The sequence below is a fragment of the Bacillus sp. FSL K6-0069 genome, from assembly GCF_038007785.1.
Classification (GTDB): Bacteria; Bacillota; Bacilli; order Bacillales; family Bacillaceae_G; genus Bacillus_A; species Bacillus_A mobilis.
In genome coordinates this window covers 1651413-1678266 of sequence record NZ_JBBOXN010000001.1, presented here as the reverse complement: position 1 = coordinate 1678266, position 26854 = coordinate 1651413, and the positions used below count along the sequence as shown (strand labels likewise).

Genomic DNA, 26854 nt, shown 5'->3' with positions numbered 1-26854 from the left:
ATCTTATTGAAATACTTTCTTAAATTGTTTTCCTATTTCATCTTGTTCTTTCTCAACTATTTTCCAATCAATATTTAGTACCGGAATTTCTTCTACATTCGGTCTATTTTCAGCTTTTATATCTGTTCTACCTGGCAATAAATACGCTTTAGCAACTTGTTTTTGCACATCATCTGATAATAAATAATCAATAAACTCTTTTGCACCTTCTACATTTTTACTATCCTTCATAATCCCTGCTGCTCGTGGGCTAATAACTGTTCCGCTTTTTGGATAAACAATATCAACCGGTTCACCTTTTGCTTTTGCACTGTACGTCATATAATCAACACCAGCAATGACCATGTCTTTCGCACCTGTTACTACTGGATCTAACGCTTCTTGATTTGCCCCCGCTACTGTAACTTCATTTTTCTTAAGCTGTTCAAATAAATTCCATCCATCTTTTCCATTCTTTTTCACATATCCTGTTACAAAGTCTAAAGCTGAACCTGAAAGTGCTGGATCTGGAAGATTCACTTTTCCTTTCCATTCCGCTTTCGTTATATCACTCCAATCTTCAGGCACTGTCTTCACATTTTTTGTGTTATACACAATTCCTAACGCTGAAGCACTATATCCGAAATAATGTCCTTTATCGTCCGACCATTCAGAACGAAGCTTATCAGCTTGTTTCGCTTCTTTATAAGCTAACGTTTGCCCATCCTTTTTTAATCCTTCCATCGCTGGTAATGATGCAAGTACGACTACATCAACGACTGGATTTTTCTTTTCAGCTTCCATTCTCGCTAAAATCTTACCTGTTGTTCCTTGAAACATTTCTACTTTTATACCTGTTTTCTTTTCAAAGTCCTTTTGAATCTTTTCTGCTAATCCTTTTGGTCCTGCACTATATACAACAATTTTCTTTTCATTCGTAGCTTTACTCTTTGCATCTGCATTGCCTGTCTTTGAACTACACCCTGTTACTACAGCCGAAAATAATAAAGTACATACAAATAAAGACTTAAGCGAACTGAATTTCTTCATACGATTCTCCCCCTATATGATGAATACATTTTTTTGGCACATATAACGATACTGGTTTACCGATGCTTAATTTACTATTGTGATAAGCTGTCCATATTCCAAGTGCCCCCATGTTTACTTTCATTTCATACCGTTCTCCTACATATGTAACGTGCTGAATTTCACCTGTATACATTTCACTCACTTCATTTTTCGTCCAGCTTACATGTTCTGGACGAACCATTTGTTTCCCCTCTACAAGCCAATTTGCTTTACCAACAAATTTTGCAACAAATTCATGAGACGGTTTCACATAAATGTCTTCTGGTGTTCCTTTTTGTAATACTTCTCCTTGTTTCATGACAATAATTTGGTCTGACATTGACATCGCTTCTGTTTGATCGTGGGTGACATACAATGCCGTTAATCCGATCGAATGAACGATACCCATAAGCTCTAATCGCATTTCTTCTCGCAAAATTGCATCGAGTGCACTCAACGGTTCATCAAATAAAATAAAATGCGGTCTCGTTACAATCGCTCTAGCAAATGCGACACGTTGCTGCTGTCCACCAGAGAGTTCATGCGGATACCTTTTCTCCATCCCTTGCAGGCGAACTCGCTTTATTGCATCTTCTACTTTTTCCCGTAATTGATTCGTTTGCTTTGTAGCCCTTAAACCAAATGCAACATTTTCAAATACTGTCATATGCGGCCATAAAGCAAAATCTTGAAATACCATACCGATATTACGTTCATGAGGAGATGTTTTGATTTTTTTCGCACCAGAATACATGCACTTATCTCCAAAATATATTTCACCTTTATCTGGCTCTTCCAGTCCTGCAATCATTCTAAGTAAAGTCGTTTTCCCGCATCCCGAAGGTCCTAACAGTGTGGTGAATTCACCTTGTTTCATAACAATTTGTAACGGTTTTAACGCCTGCGTTTTTCCAAACGTCTTTTCTAATCCATGAATTTTAATATCCATCGTTTCACCTCTCTCCCCTCACTCTTAACCTGCTTTCATTCTATCTGGGAGATTTATACTGAATGTTAATGTACTGTAAAGATTAAATTAAAAAACCTCTAATAAACTATTTATTTCTATAGATTTTTTCTATAGTTAAAATAAAAAAGGCGGCAACTCATAATGAATCTTTTAAAGTTAGAAATTGTAGTGCTTATTAAGAAATATAAAAAACTTACGATAGTTGCAGAAAAACTTGGTGTTAAACAACCTACTATTACATTCCATATAAAAAGCTTAGAAGAAGAACTCGGTGTGCCTTTATTTGAATTACGTTCTGGAAGATATTTCTTAACAGAGGCTGGTGAGGCATTGCATCATTATGCTTGTAAAATAGATGCACTTATGAAAGAAGCTAGGCGGGTCACACAAGAGTTTAAAGATTTTCATAAAGGTGCTATAACAATTGGTGCTAGTTATGTACCAGCAACTTATCTTTTACCAGAAATTATTCACCAATTTCAATGCGAATTCCCAAATATAAAAATAACAATTATGGTAAAAACAGCTCCTGAAATTCGAACGATGCTACAAAATCATGAAATTGATCTCGGGGTAATTTCTGCGGCACCGTTTGATGAATCACTTTTAAAAGAAACAAAAATAATACCTGATACACTTGTTCTTGCTTTCTCAAAAGAACATCATTTTTCAAAAAAAGAAAATGTATCATTACAAGATATCGAAAAAGAACGTATACTATTGCATCGTAACCCATCTACAACGAGAGATTTACTTACGCAATGGATGTTAGAACATAACATTACGTTCCAATCTGAAATTGAATTAGATTCATTAGAAACGATGAAACAAATTTTAAAATATGGTAATGGAGTTGCTTTTATTTCTAAACTTGCTATTGAACAAGAAGTACACCGAAATGAACTATGCTACATACCCATCCCTGGATTTGAATTTCAACGTAACATTTATACGATTCATCATGAGGACAGGTGGAATTCTAAAATTATTTCTTTTTTACTACATAGCATCACTTCTTATGCAGCAAAAAATTAAAAGGCTGTCGTTATACACGACAGCCTTTTACACTATTACTCTATTTATTTTTCTTTTCTTCAATTTTTGCTTGTGCCTCTTCAGCCTTATCTAATGCTTCTGAAACTTTCTTCTCTTTTTCTTTTACATCATCTATACTGTCTACAGCTTTAATGAGTTTATCGATTCCTTCTTCTTCTACTTTTCTCCTTTTTGCCACTCTTTTATTTACTTTCTTTTCCACATCTTTTGCTTTTTGAAGCATATCCTCTGCATTTGATGTTACAGCTTTTTCAAGTGCATCGTCTTTTTTCTTTTGTAGCACTTCATTTGCAATATCTTTCGTTTCTAAATACTTACCATCTTTTAATGCTGTCGCACCGCGATCCAATAACTGCGCGACTTCTTTATATGCCTTCGCTTCATTTCCTGTTTTCTCTTTTTCCGCTTTTTCAAACCACATAATCGCATCACTATATTTTTCATTTTTCAATGATTGCATACCAGTTTCAATATACGTGTCATAATTACTGCATCCAGCCATTACAACTAACAGAAAAAGCATAACAAAACTTAATTTTTTCATGATGTTTTCTCCTTTTCTTTGTCTGCTCACTATACTGTAACACACATGAAAAGGAGTTTCAAAAACTAAAATACTAATTTAGTCATTTTTATAATGATAAGTCAAATTTTTATTATTTTCTTATTTTTAAACCGACACGTCCACTTGTTTTTTTGCCATATGTTGTTTTACCCCAACTAATACAACTAACAATAAACCTCCGCCTAATGTCATCATAACAATGCTAGTAGGCAACATATCTAATAATAATCCATACACAATCATACCGAGTGGTGCGATTGCAGTAGCAATTGTTTCAAGTAGGCCAAACACACGCCCTAAATAGCTCGGATCTGTCGTTTTTTGCATATGTACTTGCATCGGAATATTTACAATCATAATTGAAATACCCGTTAACATCATAAAAGCAATATAGTAAATAAAACTTGCCACTTTTGGAATGGTAACTAATAATGGGAAGACTGTACATAAACTTAAACCCGCAAATAAAAACAGTCCAGTATAAATAGAACGAAACGGATTCTTCACTTCTTTACGCACTGATAAAGCAATCGCACCCATTAGCATCCCGACTGCTAACATTCCCTCTACAGTACCGAGTTGCTTTGAAGATAGATGCAATGTATGGACGATAATATATGGAAGTGCTACGGTTAACCCACATGCAAAAAAGTTTACCCACAGCGCTATTTTCATTAAACCATATATTTCATGCTGTCGTTTTACATATGAAAATCCTTCTTTTATACTCGTCAAGAAACGCTCTTTACTCTCAGCCACTTCTTTTTTGTACAAATCAAATACAATAAATAATTGCAAAATAACGGCTAAAAAGAACGTAATACTATTTAACAAAAAGAACGACTTAATGGAAAAGAAACCAAATACAACTCCGCCAATAATCGGCCCTAATATATTTGATAAAGAAGCTGCTGTTTGATTTAAAGCACTCGCTTTTTGAATACGCCCTTCATCTACTAAACTCGGAATAGACGAAGTTAATGCAACAGAATAAAAACTGGCACAAATTGATAATAATGCTGCTGAAACATAAATAAAAAGAAGTGATGGTCCAAATATAGTAGCAAGAATAAACATAATAAGCATCGTTAAGCTACTTAATAAATCAGTGCCAATGACAAGCCATTTTCGATTCACACGGTCAGCTACAGCACCCGCAATCGGACCGCAAATCATCCTTGGAAGTGATCCGCAAACGAGCGTAATTGCAAAACCCATTCCTGAACCAGTTGTCTTTAAAACGTATAACCCCATCGCAAATGTATAAATTCCTGCCCCTAATAAAGACGTCATCTTTCCAATCATCATTAAAATAATATTTCTCGTTGCAATCTTCATTCTTGTATCATGTTGTCCTATACTTACATCTCCCATAATGACTCTCTCCCCTTAAAAGTTAAATTGTGTTAAACTTATTATATAATCGACTTTCCAATTTTTACAACAAAAAGTTAAATACAATTTAACTTTTCCAATGATAAAGGAGCAATAATATGGCAACCCTCGGCGAAAAAATTAAAGCGCTACGTAAAGAAAAAAAACTTACACAAACAGAGCTGGCAGGTTCGGAACTTACAAAAAGTATGCTTAGTCAAATTGAAAATGGAAAAGCTACACCTTCCATGAAAACATTACAATATATCGCTGAAAAACTAGGATGTGAAACAAGTTTTTTACTAGAAGAAGATGATGGAGAAATTGCAGAACTCATTACAAAAATGGAGCAACTCATAAAGGAAAATAAATGTGATGAAGTGTATAAGACCCTACTACCTATCGTTCAAAAAGAGCTCCCTTCTACTTTAAATACGGCTCGTATATACAAACAATTCGTAACTGCCGCAGTAATTATAAAAGATTACAACATTGAATCTTACGTAGAAAAAGCTGTTTCTATTTTTGAAAAATATAAGTTATACCGCGACAGTACGGAAACAAAATTAAAATTATCTTTTGCAATATTCACACGTAAAAAGTATGCAGAATGTTTACAACTTATATCTAATATTAGAAATGATTATGAAGAGAAACATTTAGAAATGGATCTTATTATACATATTGATTTATGTTTATATGAAGCCATCATATTACTAGCATGTGGCGATTACAAAAAATGTGAAGAAACGATATTAGAGACACTCGCATTTTCAAAAAAACATCAAGTGTATTATAAAACAGATGTATTTTACCGGATTTTATCTTACCAAAAAGTCATTACAGTTGATAAAGAACAATATTTATATTACATAAAAAAATCTGAGCAATTTGCCATTTTTACAGAAGACACTCTATCCATTGCGATGATCGATATTTTAAAAGCTTACTACTACAACACGATTACTAATGAATATACAATCGCATTAAAACATGTAGAACAATTTCGAGAAAAACTAAAAGATCAGCCAATTTTTCAAGACGACGGATTGTATTATCTTGAAAATGGAAAAGCTTTATACGGATTAAAACGTTACGAAGAAGCTTTACAAGCATTGCAACGTGCTATTATACCAGATTATATGAACCATCCGCTTGATCAATCGTGGCTTACAACAGCAGGTGCATATCGCGCACTTTGTTACGTCAAACTGAATGATAAAAAAAGAGCTCTTGAAGAAGCAACAGAAGCAAATGAAATGATACAATCGTATCCGGATTCTATTTTCTCTGCATTTATTAAAGAAACATTACAAATAATACAAAAACTTTAAGAATGTCTCGAAATGGTATATTATTCCTCCTTTTTAGCAAAGATAATAATGATGGGAGGAATATAAATGAATATTCAACGTGCAAAAGAGCTTTCTGTGTCATCAGAACAAGCGAATGTCAGTTTTCAAGGCATGCCTGTTACCATTCAACACGTCGATGAAAACAACGAAACCGCCCGCATATATGAAGTAAAAAATCCAGGACGCGAATTAACTGTTCCAGTTAATAGCTTAGAGGAAATATAAAAAATGCCACTTCATTTTTTTGAAGTGGCATTTTTCTTATGAAACACAGATGCCACTATCATTTCTCCATCTTATAATAAGAAGATGTAAATTTTATACTCTTATTCTATATTTTGTGATATTGTATAATTCGGAAATGGTTAAATCTTTATAGATAAATATCGAATACTTATAAATTTTTCATTTCCCACTTTATGCATGAAGGAGGAATTTTATGAACCTTTCTATATACGAAGGTTTAGGTATTATTTTTTTCATAATCATTATTACATACGCTCTCGCCCACAAATATTTATGGTCAAAGAAACTGCTCATTATTCTATTTCTCGTTAGTAATGCCGTTTATCTTATTTGGCGAACTTTTTATTCGTTACCAACTATTAATCTTATAAGTATTATTGCCGGTATTATATTGTTACTTACAGAGTGGGCTGGGTATTTACAATCTATCGTTTTTAGCGTTATTTCTTGGAAGCCTTATAAAAGGAAAGAAGTACCATTATCTGCTTTCAAAAAATTGCCTACTGTCGACATTTTTATCGCAACTTACAATGAACCACTCGATTTATTAAAACGAACGGTCGCAGGTTGTACAATGATTACTTATCCGAAAGAGTTACTCAATATTTACATTTGTGATGATGGCAGGCGGGAAAGTGTTAAAACTCTTGCTAGTGAATTTTCTGTTCACTATATTACTCGTACTGAAAACAAACATGCAAAAGCAGGAAACTTAAATCATGCCATGACCCATTCGACAGGTGATATTATCGTTACAATGGATGCTGATATGGTACCAAGAGCTAACTTTTTAGAGCGAACGATTGGTTATTTTTCTAAAAATAATGTTGTATTTGTTCAAGCGCCACAAGTGTTTTATAATGCTGATCCATTCCAATATAATTTATTTTTTGAAGATAATATCGCCAATGAACAAGATTTCTTTATGCGTCAATTAGAGGAAGGAAAAGATCGTTTTAACGCTACGATGTATGTTGGTAGTAATGCTCTATTTCGCCGTACTGCGCTAGAAGAAATTGGAGGATTTGCTACTGGTGTTATTACTGAGGACATGGCAACTGGTATGCTCCTACAAGCGAACAAATGGGAAACTGTATTTGTCAATGAAACATTAGCAGTTGGATTATCCCCAGAAACTTTTAGCGATTTATTAAAACAAAGGGATCGCTGGTGCCGAGGGAATATTCAAGTCGTGAAAAAATGGAATCCTTTCACTTTAAAAGGATTGTCTATTATGCAACGAATTTTATATGCAGATGGAATCCATTATTGGTTTTTCGGCATTTATAAAATGGTATTTTTACTAGCTCCACTATTATTTTTAGTATTTGATATTTATAGTTTAGAAATTAACTTTATGCAATTATTTATGTTTTGGGCTCCCGCCTTTTTAACGTCACAGCTTATTTTCAAAGCTGTTTCTAATAAAAAACGAACAACTACGTGGAGTCATGTATATGAAGTTGCAATGGCTCCTTATATGGGATTTGCTATTTTATCAGAGACGTTCTTACGGAAAAAGTTTCAATTTCATGTAACGAGAAAAGGCGTCCAAAATAATACGAGACATTTTTTATGGATTGCAAGTGTCCCTCACCTCGTATTACTCATTTTAACAGTAATTGCACTTATAAGAGCTACACTTATGCTCTTATACCCTGAACAATATCATATTGAAAGAGAAAGTTTATATATTAATATTTTCTGGGTACTATACAATGGGGTAGCTATTGTCACTTCATTATTTGTAGCGTTTGAAAGACCGCGTTTCCGAAACTCTGAACGATTTTTTGTTAATTTATCAGGTGCTTTATATGCAGAAGATATGACCATTTCTTGCCGCGTTCTTGATATTAGTGAAACTGGTGCACGTTTTGAAATTGATTCATCCATTCCATTTGAAACTTTATCAAGCCTATCTTCCTATACATTATCTTTTGGAGAAGTAGAAAAGATTCATAGTACAAAAAAATGGATTCGGAGACAAGCAAATTCCGTGCAAGTTGGTGTATCATTTGATGATGTATCTCATGAACAATATTGTAAACTCGTTCTTCATCTATTTAGTAAGCCGGTTAATGACCGTGTTGAAAAGGTGTACGATAAAGCGTATCTTATCCTTGCAATTGCATCTTTCGTAAAAAACACAAAGAAATCACCAAGGCAATTTCGCAGGCAACATATACGTGAAGAACTTATGGCTCCTGGAACATTGCATATGAACGGGATGCCAATTGAAGCGACCATTATCGACTATAGTACCGGAGGGTGCCAAGTACAAACGAACACCCCACTCGCCATTGATCAAGTTATCCAAGTAACAATGAATGAGCGTAATATTCAAAAGAAAAAGGCTCAAGTATGTTGGATTCAAAAAAAGGGTCGTAAAATATATGCTGGGTTAAAATTTACAGCGTAAGAAAGAAAAGAAGCCTCGTGCTTCTTTTCTTTTTTATATGCTAAAATATGTATAAAAGGGGGAAATCATATGAAACATGCTCCACAAAAAACGAGTCATTATTATGCAGTTATATTCACTTCTCATTTATCAACTGATACGACAGATTATAGTAGCGTTGCGAACAAAATGGAGGAGCTTGCAAAACAGCAACCTGGATTTTTAGGTGTAGAAAGTGCACGTGATCATGCAGGACTCGGAATCACCATTTCTTATTGGGAATCACTTGAAGCAATTGAAAATTGGAAACAAAACGCCTTACATAAAGAAGCGAAAAAAAGAGGTCGTGAGCAATGGTATGAAAATTTCCATCTGCGTATATGCCGTGTTGAGAAAGAGTTTAAGTTTCATAGAGGTACATTGTAACGATGAAGAAAAAATGTGCTCTCGTTGCTGTTCATGAAATATATGGTGTGAATGACCATATGCATCACGTTACCCAACACTTCACTTCATCTCATATAGATGTATTCTGTCCTAATCTTCTACAATCGCAACATGCGTTTCATTATAGTGATGAAGAAAAAGCATATCATTTTTTTATGAATCATATTGGGTTTGAGGATGGTAAAAAGAAAATTGAAGAATTCATTACTAGTCTCTCTAGTAATTACACACATATAGGACTTATCGGCTTTAGTGTTGGCGCTACCATCTCATGGCTATGCAGTAACAATCCGAAAATAGATTTTATTATTGGATGTTACGGTTCCCGTATACGTGACTATATTCAGATGAAACCAACATGTGCTACCTTACTTATTTTCCCTGAAAAAGAAACTAGCTTTTCAGTATCCTCTTTCATTCAAACATTGCAGCAACAAAACAATCCTTTACTAGAAATACAACAACTACACGGTGAACATGGATTTCTAAATCCGTACACTGAAAAATATAGCGAGAACTCTACTAAACAGGCATACAATATTATAGATTCATTTCTTGCAAAAACAATCTGATAAAGGAGATGTAAATGACACTTACATTACTCTTATTTCTTTTCATATTCATTGCCTTTTTCGCAGCGCTAACTATCATTTTTATAACCGTAAAAAAAGGGGAGTTTTTCAAGCGCCCCCACTTACAATCTATTATCGTTTGTATTTTATTTTTTACAAATTGGATCTTATATGTAACAACTTTTTATACGTTACTTCCTGAGAAAGTTAGCGAATTCATATTCCTGCCCATCTGGTTTTTTCTTTGTATTTTAGGATTTATCGTTTTCTGGCGCGAATGGAGAAACAATCGTGTGTTCTCCATATGTATCGGTTTTCTTTCTTTTATTAGTTTTCTATTTGGGTTATTGTTGTTAGTTCTTTCGGGGATGTAATAGAAAAGGAAGAAAAGCCAACAATCAACTTTTCTTCCTTCTATGTTTACCTTTATTCTTCACTGTCACTGATTCACAAGGTGTGTAATATATTTGAGGTGTCGCCTTATCAACAAACATCATAAACGTAATGAAGCCGATAATAAAGAAAATAAACAACGTTAACAAAATTGCTCCTATCGTTAAAAGTATCATAACACCACCCCTATATCGTTCATGTTATTACACCTTTCGCTATTATATGAGCGTAATCCTTTTTAGAAAAAGAAACGTAACAAAATAATCACAATCACTCCCGTTAATACTGTACCTAATAAACTACGAGTATATATCGCTACAAGAAATGTTGGAATTGCTGCGATAAGATAATCCCACTGCATCGTCTCATGCATAAATAATACTTGTGCTAAAAGTGCTGCTAATATCGCAATTGGTATGTAATTTAACCATTTTAAACCCCAGTCTGGAATTTGTAGTTTACTAAATACGAGTAGAGGTAAAATACGTGGCACGAGTGTGACAGCTCCAGCTGCTAGTAAAAGTAATAGTACGTCCAATCTCATTTCCATTTTTCAATCACAACTCCAATCGTCGCCGCTAGTAATGTTGCGATAATAACCGCTATACTATCTGGCATAAATAAGTGTGAAACGTATGCAATCATAATCGCTACAATTGCAACAGTAAGATGAATTGCTAGTTTCAGTTTACTACTTATGAGCTGAAGGACGAATAATCCGATAAACATTGCTGGTAATGCATAATCCATCCCGTACGTATGCGGATCAGGTATCCACTCACCAAACAGCCCGCCAATAATAGTAGCAAGAATCCAATTTAAATATGCTGTGACATTTAACCCCATCATCCACCTGTCACCTACATATCCTTTTTGCGCTGCATGCTGCACTGCAACCCCGAACGTTTCATCTGTAATTTGAGAACCGATCATTACGTTTTTTAATAGTGGCAGTTTCGTAAAGTACGGCGCGAGCGCAGCACTCATTAAAAGGTGGCGTAAATTAACAAAAAAGACGGTAAAAATGATTGCTGAAGCAGGAGCACCGGCTGCATACATACCAGCTAATATAAATTGGGCAGAACCTGCATAAATTAAAGTGGACATAAACGCAATTTCAATGATGGAGAAACCTGCTGTTTTTGCAATTACACCAGCTGCTATACCGATGCTCAAATAACCAAATACAGTCGGTAAACAATCTTTTACTCCTTGCTGAAATGTATCATCGCTCTGCAAAGCTACATGTGCCTGAGCTTTACTCATCCGTATCATCCTCCATTCCCTTCATCGTTCGTTTTCCTGTTACGACATGAACTAAATCTATATTTTCACGCCATAACGTATCTAACTTATCCGCTCCGAATTCCTTCGTGATTTCTTCAATCATAATATCGTGCCGCACATACTCTGTAGCAACGAGAACTAGTGCTGGGTCATATGTTGTAACGGCCCATGAAGTGCTATCATTTGAGAAGTTCGCAATTAATACTTCCTCTCCATCACGAGCAATAACAGTTAAATGACCACCCATTCTCTTTTCGACAACGTGTGGCGTCATATAATTATGGTGAAACGTCGCGCCTATTTTTGTATGGGGAGCACCAAATAAGATTGAAAATATATGTACACCTTCCTCTTCCTTTTGATGAATATATGGTTCAATTTCATGCACTTGATCTTCCCATACAGAAATCCATAACTCTTCCTTCGCTCTATTAATTATATTGCATATTTCTTTTACAACACGATCATTTGAACGAATATGCGAAATTACATCTATTTGTCGCTCTTGTTCTAAACCATTTAATTTCTGGTCTAAAAATTCAAAGGACTTTTCAAAATCTTTTCGCATTCGATTCATTAACTCCGTAGCTGGTACTGGTACATATTTTACTGGTTCAGTAGGAACGATATGCACTGCTCCTTTATCCATCAATTTACCGAGTACTTCATAAATCATCGAACGAGGTACCCCTGTTTGCTTACTCACTTCATACCCTGTTACTGGGGAATGTTTTAGTAGTCCAATATACGCTTTACATTCATACTGGGAAAAACCTAACTTTTGTAATTCCTTTATAATTTCATCCATCAACAATCCCTCACATTCTATATAACTCTCATCTCAAAACAATACATATATATTAGTAGTTATTAGTATACCTACTAATATAAAAAAACAGACCTGCAAAGTCAATTGATAATTCTGAAATTTTAACGAAAAATAAAAAGCCTTCTTATGAAAGGCTTTTTATACGTAATCTTTCTGTTATTTTAACTGCAAAGGTTTTGATAACTTTCCCCCTAAATGCTCCCGTAAAGTAGAACCTGTATATTCTTCCCTAAATACACCGGCCTTCACGAATAAAGGAATGACTTCACTAAAGAATAAATCTAGTGACTTTGGAGGTCCTCCTGGGATAGCAATAAATCCATCTAACGCTCCTGCCTCAAACCTATCCATAATTTGTTTCGCAACGTCTTGCGCTGTACCAACCGCAACCCAATGAGCCGAGCCAACAACTTCTGGTCGTTCTAGTATTTGTTCCATAGTTGGTTCATTTTTAATAATGTAGTTCCGTAATAATTCAGCGTGTGTTTTACTGCGAACAGTTTGATCACGACTTGGCAACATCTCTTCCGTAATCTTACTTTCTAGCGGAATTTCTCTCGCGTCTAATCCGAGAACCATTTCGAGTAACGAGTATCTCTTCTCTTTTGTGAGATGTTGATGTGCTTGCCTATGCATTTCTAACGCTTCTTCATATGTATCACCGATAAAGAAATATAATCCAGGTAATACGCGTATATCATCTTGGTTACGGCCATGCTGTTCTGCTCTTCTTCTTAAATCTTGACGCAATTCCATTCCTGACTCTACATCCGGCGTTGCAGCAAAAATTGCATCCGCAACAGAAGCAGCAAAATTCCGCCCTGACTCTGAAGCGCCAGCTTGGAATAATGGCATTTCTCCTGCAATATGCTGCGGAATATTAAGTGGACCTTTCACCTTAAAGTATTCACCTTTATGCTCAATAGGCTTTACCATCTCTCTAATCACATCAGGGTTATCTACTTTCAATACTTCATTAGGGTGACTTCCCCAAAGCTTTCTTACTAACGCTGTACATTCTGCCGCTTTCGCGTATCGTTCCTCAGACGACAGCATTCCTTCCTCACCAAAGTTTTCAGCGCCGTCAATGGATGTGACGATATTCCACCCTACTCGGCCGTTACTAATCCAGTGTAAAGATTGTAATTGCCTCGCTAATATATATGGTGGATAAAACGACGTTGAAGCAGTCGTAACGACTCCAATTTTTTCTGTTGCATACGCAATAGCAGTAAACAGTAAAGTCGGATCTAAAATGACATTCCCTTTATTACGAGCAATTAAATCCGGGTGCGCCACTAAATAATCCGCTTTAAAAACAAAATCTAACTTCGATTTTTCTGCCTGTTTCGCTAACTCTACTTGCTCTTCAATTCCCGAATTAAACTCACTTTCTTGCTCTTTCTTTCTAGAAATTAAACATAATCCAATGCAAAGTTGTTTTTTTGTAGACATACACACCATCCCCTTGTTTTTAATTTACCTAGTTAAACAATGTTGCTGTCATTATGAAACTCCATTCTTATGAAAATAGATAAAATGATATTGATAATCATTGTCATTTTATGATGTAACTGCAATAAAAGCAATAATAAAAAAAGACTTCCCATAGTGGAAGTCTTTTATCTCAATATTTCATTCGCTTCTTTTTCATAAATTTTATCAAATGAAGTCATAACGCGTTGTGATGCTGAAATCATTTTTTGATCCGTCATAAGATCAGCCATCTCTTTCGTCATATCTACATTTGAATTTTCTAGCATATGATTTTTTACTGTCCCTGTTCCGTTCGGTAAATCAGCAATGTTCCCTTCTGCTAGTGTAAAACTTTTGTTCTCTCTTTGTACGAGACGATTATTCGCTTCTGCACCTACTGTTTTTGTTTGCAAGCGGGCAATATTATTTTGTGTTACTGCATCATATAATGTACCGTCTGCTTGTACTGCTACCTTTGCTCCTTCTGGAATACGAATACGTTCATTATTCTCTCCCATTACGAAAGCTCCTGAAGTTGTTTGTAAATAACGATCACTATTTAATGTAAAACTACCGTCTCTCGTTAAAAACGTTTCATTATTTTTAGATGTAACGAAAAACGAAGCTGTGCCAGCAGTTCCATCATCTAAAAAGAAATCTGTATCACTATTTGTCATTTGTATATTTCCTTGTACTAAGTTCACATGCGTTGCAGCTGGTACTACAGCGTAATCGACCGAACCGATATTTGTCACAGCCCCGTCTCCGCGGCGATATGTGTCTTGTACATCAAATACTTTAGAAGTCATATTTTCTGCTTTAAATCCTGTCGTTTGAGCATTTGCAACGTTATTCGAATGTACATTAATACGCTGCATGTAATTCATCATCCCCATAGAACCTATATAAAGACCGTTCATACTCGTTTGAATAAGGCGGTTGCCTTATCCTTCACCTCTTTTCTATGATGTTTGCAACATTTGTTTCGCTAAATGTTCAGCTGTAGCGATATGTATATGTTGCTTCACGTCTTGTCCGTCTGTCATTAATACAATTGGAGCCGATGATACTGCTGGAATTTTCAACAATTCACCACTACTTGCTGTTTCATCAAATTTCGTAAATACGATACCATCAATATGAATATCTTTAAAATTCGTAATGATTTCAATCATATCTTTACTTTTCATCGAAGCTGATAACGTTAAGCAAATATAATCTGGCTCTACTTGTCCCATCGTTTCAATCATTTCTTCTACTGTTTCTGACGCACGATAATTTTTTCCGGCTGTATCAATTAAAATATAATCGACGCGCGCTTCTTCTTTAAAATACGTAAGCGCTCTTGTCATTGCAGCTTCATCACGTACAGCGATTACTTCAAATCCAATTGTCTTTACGTAATCTTGCAGCTGCTGCACTGTCCCAATGCGAGAATGGTCTGTCGTAATGAAACCAACCGTTTTTTTCTTACCGTGAAACTGCCACGCCATTTTCGCAAGTGTCGTCGTTTTTCCAACACCAGTTGGACCAATTAATGCTATTGTTTGTACTTCTTTTTCAAAAACGTTTTCCGTGTTGAAATGAGATCTCATATCTTCCAATATATATTCGATCACTTCTTCTTCTGTAATCATCGTTGCATTCTCAAACTTCACTTTTAACTTTTCAGCATATGCATGAATGAAGTATTGTTCTACATCGTTTTGTTCTAGCATACGAATTACCTTTTGAATAATAAACGGTACAGATTCTTGGTTTTCTTTTTTTACAACCACTTCTTCTTTTTTGACCGGAACAACTTTTTTCACAGCTTTTTGCTTTTTCGTTACTTTCGTTTCTTCCGTCTGTTTCACAACGACGATACCTTTTTCAAACAGCTTTAATAGTTTTTCTTTCTTTCTTGCCCATTCTTCACTATTTCCTGTTTGCATCGCCGCGTACGACATAGGAGTCGTCACGTTTTCTAAATTGTGCAGTACCGATTGAATTCCGTTCGCCTTCACAATTTGTTCTGAAGGATCATTCACAACATCCATTAATTGTTCATGAAATTGAGCTGTACCTTCATTCACTTCTTCCTGTTTATCCTCTGGAAAAGCAACTAACATTTCATAATTCTTTTTCCAAAAAAACGGGATATTTCGCTTTACACTTTCATCGACAACGTAATAATAATCTGTACCATATTGGTCAAATAACTTTCGATACAATTCATTTTTCGAAGCTGCTTTTATTCGCATTAACGCTTCTTTCTTTTCTGTACTTTCCATTACTTCACCCCCTACTATTCAATATAGGCAATTTGATCTACAACAATTTCTGGTGCTAATTCGCTAATACAAAGTACTTGCGCTTCTACTTGATAACGCTCAAGAAGTCTTACAATCGCAAACCTGAAATCTTTTCTACGCGTTAATAATACTGGTTCTCTTCCCATTAATCGGGCTTGTTTAAATACGCGTTGTACTTGCTCAACGACTCGCGTTTCTAAATCTAAATCCCAATTTAATAAATAACCTTGGTAAGAATTGTTCACAACATCCGCATCTAGCTCGATTGAATCTGAGAAGAGCGCCGCGTAAATTTTACCGTCAGGATTTTTCGCATTTTCACAAATAACTTTTGAAATACATTCACGGACGAATGACGTTACACCGTCAACGTGGTTTTGATAAATTTCTTTTCCGTCAATAATACCTTCAATAATGGTTGGCAAATCACGAATAGAAATGCCTTCTTTTAAAAGTTGTTTAATAACATTTTGAACGAGTGATAAGTCAATTTCTTTCTTCTTAATCTCTTCTAATAAAACACCATTATCATTCTCAAGTGAGTTAATTAAGTCTTTTACATGTTGACGCTGAATTAACTCATGAAGATTACGTCTAACGACAACATCTAAATGCGTAATTAATATGCTAAGTGGCTCTAATACTTGATAGCCTTTCATTTGTGCATCTTGTACCATATGCTCTAAAATCCAATATCCATCTTCACCGAAAATTGGATCTTTCGCTGGTTCTGCATCTAAATCGGCCATTACATTCGGTGTTTTCAGTGCTAATAAGTAACCTGATTTTAAAACTCCTTCAGCTGCCTTCGCACCTTTAATACGAATAATGTAACGTCCACGTGGTCTAAAACTCGTATTATCTTTAAAGTTAATACCAGGAACGTTAATACCAAGGTCGGTAATAATCGACTTCCTCATAAGAACAACTTTATCACGAGCGGTTTCCCCGTTAATCTTCTGCTTTACAAGTGCTGCTAAATCTAAACCTAGCTCTACAATAATTGGATATTTATCTGTAAATACGCCGAATGAATCTTCCACTTGTTGCAGTTGCTCATCTTCGCCTTGAATCATTTCTAATTCTTTTTGAAGCTCGTCTTCTTTTTCTTTCTTTATTCGGTTTTTATTACGAATTCCTAAGAAGATAATTGTGCCACCAACGAGTGCGAATGGTAGAAATGGTAGCGGAGTAAAAATACCCATTGCTATAAATAAACCACCAAGCGCATACACAACGACTTCATGTGCTAATAACTCTTTAAAGATTCCTTCAGTTACTGTATCCGGTGAACCGTCAAATACACGCGTTACGATAATACCTGTTGAAATCGCAAGCATTAACGAACCAATTTGGTTTACAATTCCGTCACCGACAGTTAACTGTGTATAGTGAATAGCTGCTTCAGCAAAACTCATGCCCTGCTGCATCATGCCGACAATTAAACCGAAAATAATGTTTACGAATAAAATGACAATCCCGAAAATAACGTCCCCTTTAATGAACTTCCCGGCACCATCCATCGCTCCGTAAAACTCTGTTTCCATATTTAACTTTTTTCGTTTTGCCTGTGCATCTTTTTCAGTAATAATACGCTGGTTTAAATCTGCATCGATTGACATTTGTTTCCCGGGTAAAGAATCAAGTGTAAAACGAGCTGCAACTTCAGCTGTACGAGACGCACCGTTTGCAACGATAAACTGGAATATGATTAATACTATGAAAATAACGATACCAATTAATAAGTTCCCGCCAATTACGAACTGGCCGAACTCTTCAATAACATGCCCAGCATTTCCGTCTGTCAAAATCGCTCGCGTCGTCGATACGTTAATCGATACGCGGAAAATCCCGATTAATAACAACATCGTCGGAAATGACTTTAATTCATCCCACTCGTTAATACTTGTTGCTCGCATATAAATAAGCACTGACATACTTAGTAGAAAAACGATAACGATATCAAGTATAAATGGTGGAAGTGGAATTAAGAGCGCCACTACGAATGACGCTGCTAAAAAGATAGAAAAATAGGTTCTTGCAGAATCTATCTTAAACACAAGAGATCTCCTCCAACCGCGCTATTATACTTCAAGTTCATTCGTTTGAATTAAATAGCGCATAACTTCAATTACAGCTACGTATAAATCTTCTGGAATCGTCTCATCTTCCTCGACTTGATAATATAAAGAACGAGCAAGCGGACGGTTTTCCACCATTGGTATTTCTTGTTCGCGGGCAAGCGTTCGTATATATAATGCGAGCTCATCTTCCCCTTTTGCAACGACAATTGGCGCCGCATCAACTTGTTTATTGTACCGAAGTACGACCGAAATATGAGTCGGGTTGTTTACAATAAACGTTGCGCCATCCATTTTCTTCGCGATTGTCCCTTGCAAGATCGCATGCATAAAGTTTTTTCGTTTCCCCTTTACTTGCGGGTCCCCTTCATTATCTTTATGCTCTTGTTTTACTTCTTCTTTTTTCATCTTAATATCTTGCTCATACTCCCATTTTTGATAAATAAAATCAATAATAGAAAGAACGATTAATATAATTAAAATAGCTAAAAAGATAAATTTAATTTGCCTAATAATTTCAGTAAGTGACGCAGTCCAGTTAAATCCAATCATACTAACGATTTTCTCTAAATTCTTTTTAAAGAGAACGTAAGCAACGTAACCAATTAACCCCATATAAAATAGTGATTTCAAAATATCTACTAAACTTTTACGACTAAACAATCTCGTAAAATAGTTTTTGGGGTTAATACGTGACGCTTTCGGCTTAATGACTTTAGAAGAAAATAAGAAACCGACTTGAATCATATAATTGAATAAATGAAAAGCGTATACGAGTATTAAGATTGGAGCTGATACTTTTAGTAATAAAATACCCATTAAATAAAAATACTCGGTCGAATCTGTATTTTTCCCAATTTGATCAAACAGCACCGCTACAGAATTCGCAATCTCATAACCGAGCCAATCTCCAAAAAAGTAAACGACAACTGCTAATACAAGTATGGAAAATAAATTATTTAAATCTTTACTCCGGGCAATATTCCCTTCTTCACGCGATTTCTTACGCTTCTGCGGGGTGGCCTTTTCTGTTTTATTATCCTTTGCCATGCGCGTCCCCCTACTTCGTTAAGAAAAAGTTAAATAGTTTCGTATATTCCTCAAGCAATACATCCGTCATATTTTTAAACACATAACCGAGCATCGGTACACTCATCGCAATAAACAAAATACCACACGTAATTTTAATGACGAATGCATTCATAAAAATATTTAATTGCGGAGCATTTTTTGCGATTAAAATAAGAACAAAGTTAATGATAAATAAACTTCCCATAAGCGGAAGAGCAATTTCAACCGCTGATGTAATCGCAAATAATAACGTTGCGAGTAGACTATCTAGAAAACTAGTCGTCAGCAATTTTGAAATCGCCTCTGTATATTGAAACGACTTTAAAATCGTGGCAACGAAATAATTAATGCCACCAAGTGAAATAAAAATAATGAGAAAAAATATATCAAAAATGGTTGATAGTAAAGTAGACTGTGAGCCTGCATTTACATCAAACAAACTCGCCTGTGATAAACCGATATCAAAGTCTAAAATATGCCCCGCCATTTTTGGAATATTCCAGAGCATTTCTACAATTTTTGAAAGCGATAATCCGATTACAATTTGCGTTCCTGCATAAGCTGCAACGTCCCAAGTTGTCTTTATGTGAGAGACATCAACTTGATCGGCAACTGTGATCGAAAGAGCAAGTCCTACTGTAACCTTCGCCATCGCTGGAATCGATCGACCTGAGAAAAACGGTAAAAAATATAAAAATGAAGTAATGCGGCAAAACGCAAAAAACGTCGCCGCCCATAATTCCATATTCATTTCAGTTCACCTATCTTAGTACGAACGCAATAGCGATGGGATTTTATCAAATAAATCTAAAATAAGCATCGTTAACTCTTGAAACATCCACGGACCTAAAATGATAATAACGAGTACGATACTCGCCATTTTCGGTAAAAACGTCAGCGTTTGCTCTTGAATTTGCATCATCGCCATAATGACAGCGATAATAATAACGACAATCATACTTACGCCGGCAACCGGCATTAAAATCATAACCCCTTTATAAAAAAAGGTTTGAAAAATATCTATAATTGGTGACGTATTCATTTATATGACTCCTATCACATAGCATCAAATGCTTCAGGCGACCGTTTTAAACATAATGTCGACGATTTTTGTATATCCACCTAAATATACGAAAACGAGTATTTTGAAAGGTAAACTTAAAATCATCGGCGGTACCATCATCATCCCGAGGTACATTAAAAGTGTACTAATAATCAAATCTATAAATACAAACGCTAAATAAATGAACATCCCCGTCAACAACCCTTTTTGGATTTGCGTTAACGTAAAGGATGGTACGAGCGTAAATAAAGAAAGATCTTTCAAATCTTTCGGCAACTCTTCTCCGCGCACTTTCAGCATCATTTTTAAATCATGCTTATACGTATGCTTTGACATATACTCTTTCATAATTGGAGCTGTCGTCTCTGCAGCTTGACTTACTGTTATTTTCTCTTTCGTCATCGGATCCCACACATCGCTCTTTAGCTGCCCAAGTACAGGCTGCATCGTAAAGAGTGATAAAAATAATGCAAGTCCAACGAGTACTTGGTTCGGTGGTAAATTCATTACCCCAAGTCCTTGACGTGTAATCCCAAGAACGATCATAAAATAAGTAAAATGTGTAAATAATAGAACGATAGAAGAAGATAATGATAAAAGGGTAACGAGCGCAAATAGCTGTACACTTGAATTACTCGTAAACTCTTTTCCATTTTCGAAATTAATAAAACCGTTCGGGGCCGCATACGCTGGATTTACAAAAACAATTGAAAAAACGATAGAAAATACGAAAATAACGGCTAATACTGATAACTGTTTCTTTATTCTCATGATGGATCCTCTACTTTTTTCGTTTCACTCTTCACCGCGTCTTCTAGCGCTTGTTGAAACTGATTTCCTGTTCCTGTTAATTGCACAGACTGCACACCGTTATTACTAATAACAGTGAACACTTGCTTGCCATCCACTTCAAATAAAAATGCGCTCGTTTGATGATTTAAATATACGCCGTCTTTTACTTGAATATGGCCATTTTCACCTTGTTTAAAAAACTGCTGCTTGCGCGTCTTTTTCGTCATATAATATGCACCGTAGCCGAGCGCACCAAACAGTAAAACGACTTGAAATAAGGTCGTCATATACGACATATGACTCCTCCTCTACTCTTTATCTTGCATTTGACTTTGCGCTTTCATAAGCGCAGCTTGCTTCTTATCGGCTTCAATTTCAGAAATGATAATACCGAACTTTTCGTCCATTACGATCGCTTCACCGATGCCGACTTTCATATTACTTAAATACACATCTACTTTATGTCCTAAGTTTTTCTCCACTTCAAGAACATCGCCAACTTTTAATTGCTTCACATCACCGAGCGTAATAGATGATTTTCCAAGCTTTACACCAAGTTCAATCGAAATATCTGAAACAGTATCAATATGTGCTTTACTTGCTTCATTTCGCTTCCCTGCAAAATCTTCTAATCCCATTAATGACACAGGAGATACTTCATGCTTCATATAGATCCTCCTACTCTACAAAACTTTTAAATAAAAGCGCCTTACGCGTTCCATCTTTTCCAATAAAACAATTAAATTTATGCTTTCCATCTACATAACCAAGTAATTCATCCGAAACTTTCGTATGAAGCGGAATAATATCGCCTTCTTCAATTTGTTCAATCTCACCCATTGTCATCTTTTGCTCGCCAATTGCAACGTGAACAGGTTTATACACTTGATTTACTTTCGCTTCCACTTCAGACATATACTTTTTACGTTTATCCGAAGAATGTTCCACAATATTTTCAGATGTTAACTTATCCATAATTTCTTCAACAGATAAGAACGGAATACCGATACGCACCGTCGTATTCCAAAAATCTGTTTTCATATTTACGTTCAGTAATGAAATGATATCACTCGCTGTCGTAATCTTTAATGCATTCGGATCTGTCTCCGTCGTTACAAATTTTGGTTCAATCGCAACAACGCTTTCAAATGATTGCTCTAAATTTTTACAAAGGAGCATAAAAATATTATCCAGTGTTAAAAACTCAAATGCGGTAAGTGGTCTGCGCATCGTAAAGTTACGCTTACTATCTCCACCAAGCCAACATTCATGAATATAAATAACGAACGCTAAATCAATTTCAATAACAATTTCTCCAAGCTCCGGGAGGCCAAGATCAATAACGCAATATAAATAGTAATCTTTCGGCATTTTCTCCACATACTCACTCGTAAACGGAACTTGCTCAACCGTTGAAGGCTCAAGCTCAATTGGAATACGCATACGCGCTGACAACGTCTGTGACGTCTGTTTACCAAATGTAGAAGCAATTGCTTGCAAGCTACGTAAATGCTCAACACCGAACTTCTCCGGTCTATTAAAATCATACTCTTGAAATTTCTCTTGCTTCCCTGCTTCTTGTGCGAAAGCTGGCATTTCCTCGCCTTCATTTACCGCCTTCAGCAGGGCATCAATTTGCTCTTGGCTTAATTTTTCGCCACTCATGACAATCCCCTTCCCTACCTTTTCAATTCAACGATTTCAACGTACATCTTCCCGTTTTTCGTCAAAATCTTTCCGGTTCCAATCTCTTCATTCTCAAGCATAAGACGCACCGTATTTTTCGTTGAATTTTCAAGACGATACAATGTACCTTTCGTAATATGAAGCAAATCTTCAATTTTCTTTTTCGTATTTCCGATTTCAAAATAAATTGTTAACGGAATATCATCTTGTAATTTCAAATCTAGCCAACTCCCATATCATGTTCACGAAAATTTCATGTTCTCTCTATATATGAAATTTCTTATTTTGAAACGTCGATATTTAATATTTTTTTAATATATCCTTGCGTTTCTTTAAATGGTGGTACGCCTCCGTACTTTCTCACATTACCAGGGCCAGCATTATAAGACGCAAGTGCCAATACTAAGTCGCCGTTATTTTTCTTTAAATAACCGCTTAACTCTTTCACACCGCCCTCAATACTTTCAGCTGGTGAAAATGGATTTTTTATACCCATCTCTTTCACATTCGCTGGCATAAGCTGCATAAGACCCATCGCACCTGCATGTGACACCGTTTTCGGATTAAAATTAGACTCTACTTCAATCATTTTTTGAATTAACGTTTTCGGAATTCCATATGTACGGCTAGTGCGATCAATAATATCCTCATACTTCCCCTCATTGGAAGAACGTATTTTTTGAATATTATACTTCTTCGTTAATCCCCACGTATCAGCAGCCTCATTTTTCGTTTCTGGGAAACGTCGTTCAAACTCTTTTTGTGCAACTTGCACTTCATCTACGTTCTTCGTTTCAGCCTTTTCTTCAGGCTTACTCGCTTCCTCTACTTTATTAATAGATTGTTCCGGTTTATTTACGACCGTTTCTATTTTCGTAGATTGTACTGGCTGACTCATGTCCTCTACATTTGTCGGCTGTGCAGTAGCCTTCGTCTCCTTCGCAGGTTCACTCTGCAACTTCTCTTGAAAGCGACTACTAACGAACGCTTGTGGACTACTTAGCTTTTGCTGAATTTGTCCTTTCTTATATGCAAGCACTTCTTTTACTATATTTCCAACTATCATAATATCACCTTTTCGGTAAACAAAGATAATCTAATATTAGAGTTTTTTTTTAAAGTTTGCAATAATCCTTTTAATAATATTGTAATAAAAAAACGACTAAATTGTTAAACTGTTATTTTTTTATATTTATTAATTCGAATTTTTAGTTGACACCCATTGTAGCAAGGATTACAATAAATCTCGAAATTGATTTTTTCGCATATTACCGTTTTTCAATTTGCAGAAAAGTCAATATAAAAAAATGGGGGTTCTTAACATGAGAATTAATACAAACATTAATAGCATGCGTACTCAAGAGTACATGCGCCAAAACCAAGCTAAAATGAGTAACGCTATGGACCGTTTATCAAGCGGTAAACGTATCAACAACGCTTCTGATGATGCAGCAGGTCTTGCAATCGCAACTCGTATGCGTGCACGTGAAAGCGGATTAGGTGTTGCAGCTAACAACACACAAGACGGTATGTCATTAATTCGTACAGCTGACTCAGCAATGAACTCAGTATCTAACATCTTACTTCGTATGCGTGACATCGCCAACCAATCTGCGAACGGCACGAATACTACAGACAACCAAGCTGCACTACAAAAAGAATTTGGTGAATTACAAAAACAAATTGATTATATTTCAGGTAATACACAATTCAATGACAAAAACTTATTAGATGGTTCTAATGGTTCTATTAATATCCAAACTCTTGACTCTAGTGATTCCACAAAACAAATTAGCATTAAATTAAGCAGTGTTTCTACTAATTCACTAGGAATTGATAAATTAAATATTGGGATTAGTAAAACTTCTCAAGAAACGCTGGATAATGTAACAGCTACAATGAATAAACTTAATAGCGGACTTACTAGTGGGACTGAATTAACTTCTGCTAATGCTGCAGATAGAGTGAACGATGCAAAAGGTGCATATGAGAAAATCCAAGGTACATTAAATCATGCTGATCAACAAAAAATGCAGCAAGCTTTCAAAGATTTCGATAATGCTAAAGACAGCGAAAAAGTTGCTAAAGCTGAAGCAATTAAAGCTGCTTTCGGTGAAGTAGACGACAATATTGGTGTTACTAAAATTTCTGAGAAAGACTTAAACAATTTCAAAACTGCACTTCAAGATACTCAAGGTGCAACTAGCTCTAACCACACAGATCTTGTAAAAAATGCTAAAGAATCTTATGATAAAATAAAAAGTTATTTAACATCAGCCCAACGTACTGACATGGAAGGAAAATTCACGGCTTACAATAATGCAGTAGCGGGCGGTGCTAACGAAGATACTACAGCTCAAGCTATTGCAACAAAATTCAACGAAATTCTACCTGACATTAAAGTTGCTGGAAATGCAGATGAGGCAACAGCTGCTGCAAGTCCATTATCTGCTGTAAAAGCTATCGATGCTGCACTGAAACAAATTGCTGATGATCGTGCGAATCTTGGTGCTACATTAAACCGCCTTGATTTCAACGTTAACAACTTAAAGAGTCAATCAGCTGCTATGGCATCTTCTGCTTCTCAAATTGAAGACGCTGACATGGCGAAAGAAATGTCTGAAATGACTAAGTTCAAAATCTTGAACGAAGCTGGAATCAGCATGCTTTCTCAAGCTAACCAAACTCCACAAATGGTTTCTAAATTATTACAATAAGCCATTTGAGTTAGTTTCATGAATAAACCTCTCTGCTTGCGGAGAGGTTTATTTTTTATAAAACCTTCCTTTTTTTTGATGGAAGAGAGCATCCGCGTGGCGTAGAAGCGGTCAGTGCCTATCTTTATCCCCTCTCATGTTAAAACACAACTAGAAGATAAGCATAAGTCTCTTTTTCTTTTCATAGCTGTTTATTGGCTTTAAGTCCATATATAAATCTATAAGATAAGGAGTGTCTATTATGCGTATTGGTACGAATATTTTAAGTATGAATGCTAGGCAGTCGTTGTACGAGAATGAGAAGCGTATGCATGTTGCGATGGAGCATTTGGCTACTGGTAAGAAGTTAAACCATGCTTCTGATAATCCAGCTAATATTGCGATTGTGACTCGTATGCATGCGAGAGCGAGTGGTATGCGCGTGGCCATTCGAAATAATGAGGATGCAATATCGATGCTACGTACAGCGGAAGCTGCTCTTCAAACTGTGACGAATATTTTACAGCGTATGCGTGATTTAGCTGTTCAGTCTGCGAACGATACAAATTCAAATAAAAACCGTGATTCGTTAAATAAAGAGTTTCAATCTTTAACAGAGCAAATTGGCTATATTGGCGAGACGACTGAGTTTAATGATTTATCCGTGTTTGATGGACAACACCGTCCTGTTACATTAGATGATATTGGTCATACGGTAAATGTAACGAAACATATTCCTCCTTCCCCTACACAACATGACATCAAGATTTCAACAGAACAAGAAGCAAGAACTGCGATTCGTAAAATTGAAGAGGCTTTACAAAATGTATCACTTCATCGTGCTGATCTTGGGGCTATGATGAATCGTTTACAGTTTAATATTGAAAATTTAAATAGCCAAAGTATGGCCTTAACAAATGCTGCATCTCGAATTGAAGATGCGGATATGGCGCAGGAAATGAGCGATTTTTTAAAGTTTAAATTGTTAACGGAAGTTGCCCTTAGTATGGTTTCACAAGCAAATCAAATTCCGCAAATGGTTTCCAAGTTACTACAATCTTAAAAATTCATCTTCCTTCTTTGAAACGATTCCATACAAAACAAAAGGGAAATACATATAAACTATGTATCTCCCTTTTATTTTGTACCCAAA

General features: G+C 35.7%; 30 protein-coding genes. 9 read left to right on the top strand and 21 right to left on the bottom strand.

What is annotated here, in order from left to right:
- Positions 1-3 precede the first annotated feature (3 nt).
- Both MHB74_RS08730 and MHB74_RS08725 read right to left on the bottom strand, forming a co-directional pair.
- Positions 4-1029, bottom strand: a complete 1026-nt coding sequence (locus MHB74_RS08730; protein WP_061680575.1) for an ABC transporter substrate-binding protein — start codon at positions 1027-1029, stop codon at positions 4-6.
- Positions 1007-1999 (bottom strand): ABC transporter ATP-binding protein, encoded by a 993-nt coding sequence (locus MHB74_RS08725; RefSeq protein ID WP_061680574.1) that lies wholly within the window; start codon positions 1997-1999, stop codon positions 1007-1009. The genes MHB74_RS08730 and MHB74_RS08725 overlap by 23 nt, the downstream gene beginning before the upstream one ends.
- 162 nt (positions 2000-2161) lie before the next feature.
- Here MHB74_RS08725 and MHB74_RS08720 point away from each other — a divergent pair, with 162 nt between their 5' ends.
- Positions 2162-3055 carry a LysR family transcriptional regulator gene (locus MHB74_RS08720; protein ID WP_061680573.1) on the top strand — a complete coding sequence of 298 codons (894 nt, stop codon included), beginning with the start codon at positions 2162-2164 and terminating at the stop codon, positions 3053-3055.
- A gap of 40 nt (positions 3056-3095) precedes the next feature.
- On the opposite strand, the gene MHB74_RS08715 is transcribed toward MHB74_RS08720, so the two are convergent.
- Together MHB74_RS08715 and MHB74_RS08710 are read right to left on the bottom strand one after the other, a co-directional pair.
- Positions 3096-3620 (bottom strand): DUF4398 domain-containing protein, encoded by a 525-nt coding sequence (locus tag MHB74_RS08715; RefSeq protein ID WP_061680572.1) that lies wholly within the window; start codon positions 3618-3620, stop codon positions 3096-3098.
- Between the two features lie 126 nt (positions 3621-3746).
- Entirely contained in the window at positions 3747-5015 is a 1269-nt protein-coding gene (locus MHB74_RS08710; protein ID WP_061680571.1) for an MFS transporter, read from the bottom strand.
- Between the two features lie 119 nt (positions 5016-5134).
- On the opposite strand from MHB74_RS08710, the gene MHB74_RS08705 reads away from it, so the two are divergent.
- From MHB74_RS08705 to MHB74_RS08680, 6 genes are all read left to right on the top strand, one after another.
- Positions 5135-6349, top strand: coding sequence for a helix-turn-helix domain-containing protein (locus tag MHB74_RS08705; RefSeq protein ID WP_061680570.1), 1215 nt, complete (start codon positions 5135-5137; stop codon positions 6347-6349).
- A 66-nt stretch (positions 6350-6415) separates the two neighbouring features.
- Positions 6416-6595 carry an H-type small acid-soluble spore protein gene (locus MHB74_RS08700; RefSeq protein ID WP_016088502.1) on the top strand — a complete coding sequence of 60 codons (180 nt, stop codon included), beginning with the start codon at positions 6416-6418 and terminating at the stop codon, positions 6593-6595.
- A 214-nt stretch (positions 6596-6809) separates the two neighbouring features.
- Entirely contained in the window at positions 6810-9035 is a 2226-nt protein-coding gene (locus MHB74_RS08695) for a glycosyltransferase (RefSeq protein ID WP_061680569.1), read from the top strand.
- A 69-nt stretch (positions 9036-9104) separates the two neighbouring features.
- The gene (locus MHB74_RS08690; RefSeq protein WP_061680568.1) at positions 9105-9440 is read left to right on the top strand and encodes an antibiotic biosynthesis monooxygenase family protein; all 336 of its coding nucleotides are present in this window, start codon (positions 9105-9107) and stop codon (positions 9438-9440) included.
- A 2-nt stretch (positions 9441-9442) separates the two neighbouring features.
- Complete coding sequence (locus MHB74_RS08685; protein ID WP_061680567.1) at positions 9443-10033, top strand: dienelactone hydrolase family protein; 591 nt, start codon at positions 9443-9445, stop codon at positions 10031-10033.
- Positions 10034-10047: 14 nt separating this feature from the next.
- Positions 10048-10407, top strand: a complete 360-nt coding sequence (locus MHB74_RS08680; RefSeq protein ID WP_061680566.1) for a hypothetical protein — start codon at positions 10048-10050, stop codon at positions 10405-10407.
- A 24-nt stretch (positions 10408-10431) separates the two neighbouring features.
- Here MHB74_RS08680 and MHB74_RS08675 read toward each other — a convergent pair whose 3' ends face one another.
- The 17 genes from MHB74_RS08675 to MHB74_RS08595 form a co-directional block, all read right to left on the bottom strand.
- Complete coding sequence (locus MHB74_RS08675; RefSeq protein ID WP_061680565.1) at positions 10432-10602, bottom strand: DUF3951 domain-containing protein; 171 nt, start codon at positions 10600-10602, stop codon at positions 10432-10434.
- 62 nt (positions 10603-10664) lie between these two features.
- A complete protein-coding gene (locus MHB74_RS08670) occupies positions 10665-10976 on the bottom strand; it encodes an AzlD domain-containing protein (protein ID WP_000425942.1) in 312 nt (103 codons plus the stop codon).
- On the bottom strand, positions 10967-11692 hold the full coding sequence (locus MHB74_RS08665; RefSeq protein ID WP_061680564.1) for an AzlC family ABC transporter permease: 726 nt from the start codon (positions 11690-11692) through the stop codon (positions 10967-10969). Before MHB74_RS08665 ends, MHB74_RS08670 begins: the two co-directional genes overlap by 10 nt.
- Positions 11685-12521 carry a TrmB family transcriptional regulator gene (locus MHB74_RS08660; protein WP_061680563.1) on the bottom strand — a complete coding sequence of 279 codons (837 nt, stop codon included), beginning with the start codon at positions 12519-12521 and terminating at the stop codon, positions 11685-11687. The genes MHB74_RS08665 and MHB74_RS08660 overlap by 8 nt, the downstream gene beginning before the upstream one ends.
- A 177-nt stretch (positions 12522-12698) precedes the next feature.
- Positions 12699-13997, bottom strand: coding sequence for an NtaA/DmoA family FMN-dependent monooxygenase (locus MHB74_RS08655; RefSeq protein ID WP_061680562.1), 1299 nt, complete (start codon positions 13995-13997; stop codon positions 12699-12701).
- Between the two features lie 167 nt (positions 13998-14164).
- Positions 14165-14938, bottom strand: coding sequence for a flagellar basal-body rod protein FlgG (locus MHB74_RS08650; RefSeq protein ID WP_081110462.1), 774 nt, complete (start codon positions 14936-14938; stop codon positions 14165-14167).
- Positions 14939-14980: 42 nt separating this feature from the next.
- Positions 14981-16291, bottom strand: a complete 1311-nt coding sequence (flhF, locus tag MHB74_RS08645; protein ID WP_061680561.1) for a flagellar biosynthesis protein FlhF — start codon at positions 16289-16291, stop codon at positions 14981-14983.
- A 14-nt stretch (positions 16292-16305) separates the two neighbouring features.
- A complete protein-coding gene (gene flhA, locus MHB74_RS08640) occupies positions 16306-18372 on the bottom strand; it encodes a flagellar biosynthesis protein FlhA (RefSeq protein ID WP_061680560.1) in 2067 nt (688 codons plus the stop codon).
- Between the two features lie 24 nt (positions 18373-18396).
- Complete coding sequence (flhB, locus tag MHB74_RS08635; RefSeq protein WP_001040116.1) at positions 18397-19443, bottom strand: flagellar type III secretion system protein FlhB; 1047 nt, start codon at positions 19441-19443, stop codon at positions 18397-18399.
- Between the two features lie 10 nt (positions 19444-19453).
- Positions 19454-20215, bottom strand: a complete 762-nt coding sequence (locus MHB74_RS08630) for a flagellar biosynthetic protein FliR (protein ID WP_001055715.1) — start codon at positions 20213-20215, stop codon at positions 19454-19456.
- 15 nt (positions 20216-20230) lie between these two features.
- Positions 20231-20506, bottom strand: a complete 276-nt coding sequence (locus MHB74_RS08625) for a flagellar biosynthetic protein FliQ (protein ID WP_001098082.1) — start codon at positions 20504-20506, stop codon at positions 20231-20233.
- A 33-nt stretch (positions 20507-20539) separates the two neighbouring features.
- Positions 20540-21298 carry a flagellar type III secretion system pore protein FliP gene (locus tag MHB74_RS08620; protein WP_061680559.1) on the bottom strand — a complete coding sequence of 253 codons (759 nt, stop codon included), beginning with the start codon at positions 21296-21298 and terminating at the stop codon, positions 20540-20542.
- On the bottom strand, positions 21295-21615 hold the full coding sequence (locus MHB74_RS08615) for a hypothetical protein (RefSeq protein WP_000121176.1): 321 nt from the start codon (positions 21613-21615) through the stop codon (positions 21295-21297). The genes MHB74_RS08620 and MHB74_RS08615 overlap by 4 nt, the downstream gene beginning before the upstream one ends.
- 12 nt (positions 21616-21627) lie before the next feature.
- Complete coding sequence (gene fliN / locus MHB74_RS08610; RefSeq protein WP_000680013.1) at positions 21628-21987, bottom strand: flagellar motor switch protein FliN; 360 nt, start codon at positions 21985-21987, stop codon at positions 21628-21630.
- A gap of 10 nt (positions 21988-21997) precedes the next feature.
- Positions 21998-22984, bottom strand: a complete 987-nt coding sequence (gene fliM, locus MHB74_RS08605) for a flagellar motor switch protein FliM (RefSeq protein ID WP_061680558.1) — start codon at positions 22982-22984, stop codon at positions 21998-22000.
- A gap of 14 nt (positions 22985-22998) precedes the next feature.
- The gene (locus MHB74_RS08600; protein WP_000775712.1) at positions 22999-23223 is read right to left on the bottom strand and encodes a flagellar motor switch protein FliN; all 225 of its coding nucleotides are present in this window, start codon (positions 23221-23223) and stop codon (positions 22999-23001) included.
- 62 nt (positions 23224-23285) lie between these two features.
- A complete protein-coding gene (locus tag MHB74_RS08595) occupies positions 23286-24071 on the bottom strand; it encodes a lytic transglycosylase domain-containing protein (protein ID WP_061680557.1) in 786 nt (261 codons plus the stop codon).
- A gap of 256 nt (positions 24072-24327) precedes the next feature.
- On the opposite strand from MHB74_RS08595, the gene MHB74_RS08590 reads away from it, so the two are divergent.
- Positions 24328-25722: a flagellin N-terminal helical domain-containing protein gene (locus MHB74_RS08590; protein ID WP_061680556.1), complete on the top strand. Its 1395-nt coding sequence runs from the start codon at positions 24328-24330 to the stop codon at positions 25720-25722.
- A gap of 241 nt (positions 25723-25963) precedes the next feature.
- A complete protein-coding gene (locus MHB74_RS08585) occupies positions 25964-26764 on the top strand; it encodes a flagellin N-terminal helical domain-containing protein (protein WP_061680555.1) in 801 nt (266 codons plus the stop codon).
- Positions 26765-26854: the final 90 nt, after the last annotated feature.

Coding starts and splice junctions, on each gene's coding strand:
- MHB74_RS08730 (WP_061680575.1), bottom strand. CDS start 1,029: ATGAAGAAATTCAGTTCGCTTAAGTCTTTATTTGTATGTACTTTATTA.
- MHB74_RS08725 (WP_061680574.1), bottom strand. CDS start 1,999: ATGGATATTAAAATTCATGGATTAGAAAAGACGTTTGGAAAAACGCAG.
- MHB74_RS08720 (WP_061680573.1), top strand. CDS start 2,162: ATGAATCTTTTAAAGTTAGAAATTGTAGTGCTTATTAAGAAATATAAA.
- MHB74_RS08715 (WP_061680572.1), bottom strand. CDS start 3,620: ATGAAAAAATTAAGTTTTGTTATGCTTTTTCTGTTAGTTGTAATGGCT.
- MHB74_RS08710 (WP_061680571.1), bottom strand. CDS start 5,015: ATGGGAGATGTAAGTATAGGACAACATGATACAAGAATGAAGATTGCA.
- MHB74_RS08705 (WP_061680570.1), top strand. CDS start 5,135: ATGGCAACCCTCGGCGAAAAAATTAAAGCGCTACGTAAAGAAAAAAAA.
- MHB74_RS08700 (WP_016088502.1), top strand. CDS start 6,416: ATGAATATTCAACGTGCAAAAGAGCTTTCTGTGTCATCAGAACAAGCG.
- MHB74_RS08695 (WP_061680569.1), top strand. CDS start 6,810: ATGAACCTTTCTATATACGAAGGTTTAGGTATTATTTTTTTCATAATC.
- MHB74_RS08690 (WP_061680568.1), top strand. CDS start 9,105: ATGAAACATGCTCCACAAAAAACGAGTCATTATTATGCAGTTATATTC.
- MHB74_RS08685 (WP_061680567.1), top strand. CDS start 9,443: ATGAAGAAAAAATGTGCTCTCGTTGCTGTTCATGAAATATATGGTGTG.
- MHB74_RS08680 (WP_061680566.1), top strand. CDS start 10,048: ATGACACTTACATTACTCTTATTTCTTTTCATATTCATTGCCTTTTTC.
- MHB74_RS08675 (WP_061680565.1), bottom strand. CDS start 10,602: ATGATACTTTTAACGATAGGAGCAATTTTGTTAACGTTGTTTATTTTC.
- MHB74_RS08670 (WP_000425942.1), bottom strand. CDS start 10,976: ATGGAAATGAGATTGGACGTACTATTACTTTTACTAGCAGCTGGAGCT.
- MHB74_RS08665 (WP_061680564.1), bottom strand. CDS start 11,692: ATGAGTAAAGCTCAGGCACATGTAGCTTTGCAGAGCGATGATACATTT.
- MHB74_RS08660 (WP_061680563.1), bottom strand. CDS start 12,521: ATGGATGAAATTATAAAGGAATTACAAAAGTTAGGTTTTTCCCAGTAT.
- MHB74_RS08655 (WP_061680562.1), bottom strand. CDS start 13,997: ATGTCTACAAAAAAACAACTTTGCATTGGATTATGTTTAATTTCTAGA.
- MHB74_RS08650 (WP_081110462.1), bottom strand. CDS start 14,938: ATGAACGGTCTTTATATAGGTTCTATGGGGATGATGAATTACATGCAG.
- flhF (WP_061680561.1), bottom strand. CDS start 16,291: ATGGAAAGTACAGAAAAGAAAGAAGCGTTAATGCGAATAAAAGCAGCT.
- flhB (WP_001040116.1), bottom strand. CDS start 19,443: ATGGCAAAGGATAATAAAACAGAAAAGGCCACCCCGCAGAAGCGTAAG.
- MHB74_RS08630 (WP_001055715.1), bottom strand. CDS start 20,215: ATGAATATGGAATTATGGGCGGCGACGTTTTTTGCGTTTTGCCGCATT.
- MHB74_RS08625 (WP_001098082.1), bottom strand. CDS start 20,506: ATGAATACGTCACCAATTATAGATATTTTTCAAACCTTTTTTTATAAA.
- MHB74_RS08620 (WP_061680559.1), bottom strand. CDS start 21,298: ATGAGAATAAAGAAACAGTTATCAGTATTAGCCGTTATTTTCGTATTT.
- MHB74_RS08615 (WP_000121176.1), bottom strand. CDS start 21,615: ATGTCGTATATGACGACCTTATTTCAAGTCGTTTTACTGTTTGGTGCG.
- fliN (WP_000680013.1), bottom strand. CDS start 21,987: ATGAAGCATGAAGTATCTCCTGTGTCATTAATGGGATTAGAAGATTTT.
- fliM (WP_061680558.1), bottom strand. CDS start 22,984: ATGAGTGGCGAAAAATTAAGCCAAGAGCAAATTGATGCCCTGCTGAAG.
- MHB74_RS08595 (WP_061680557.1), bottom strand. CDS start 24,071: ATGATAGTTGGAAATATAGTAAAAGAAGTGCTTGCATATAAGAAAGGA.
- MHB74_RS08590 (WP_061680556.1), top strand. CDS start 24,328: ATGAGAATTAATACAAACATTAATAGCATGCGTACTCAAGAGTACATG.
- MHB74_RS08585 (WP_061680555.1), top strand. CDS start 25,964: ATGCGTATTGGTACGAATATTTTAAGTATGAATGCTAGGCAGTCGTTG.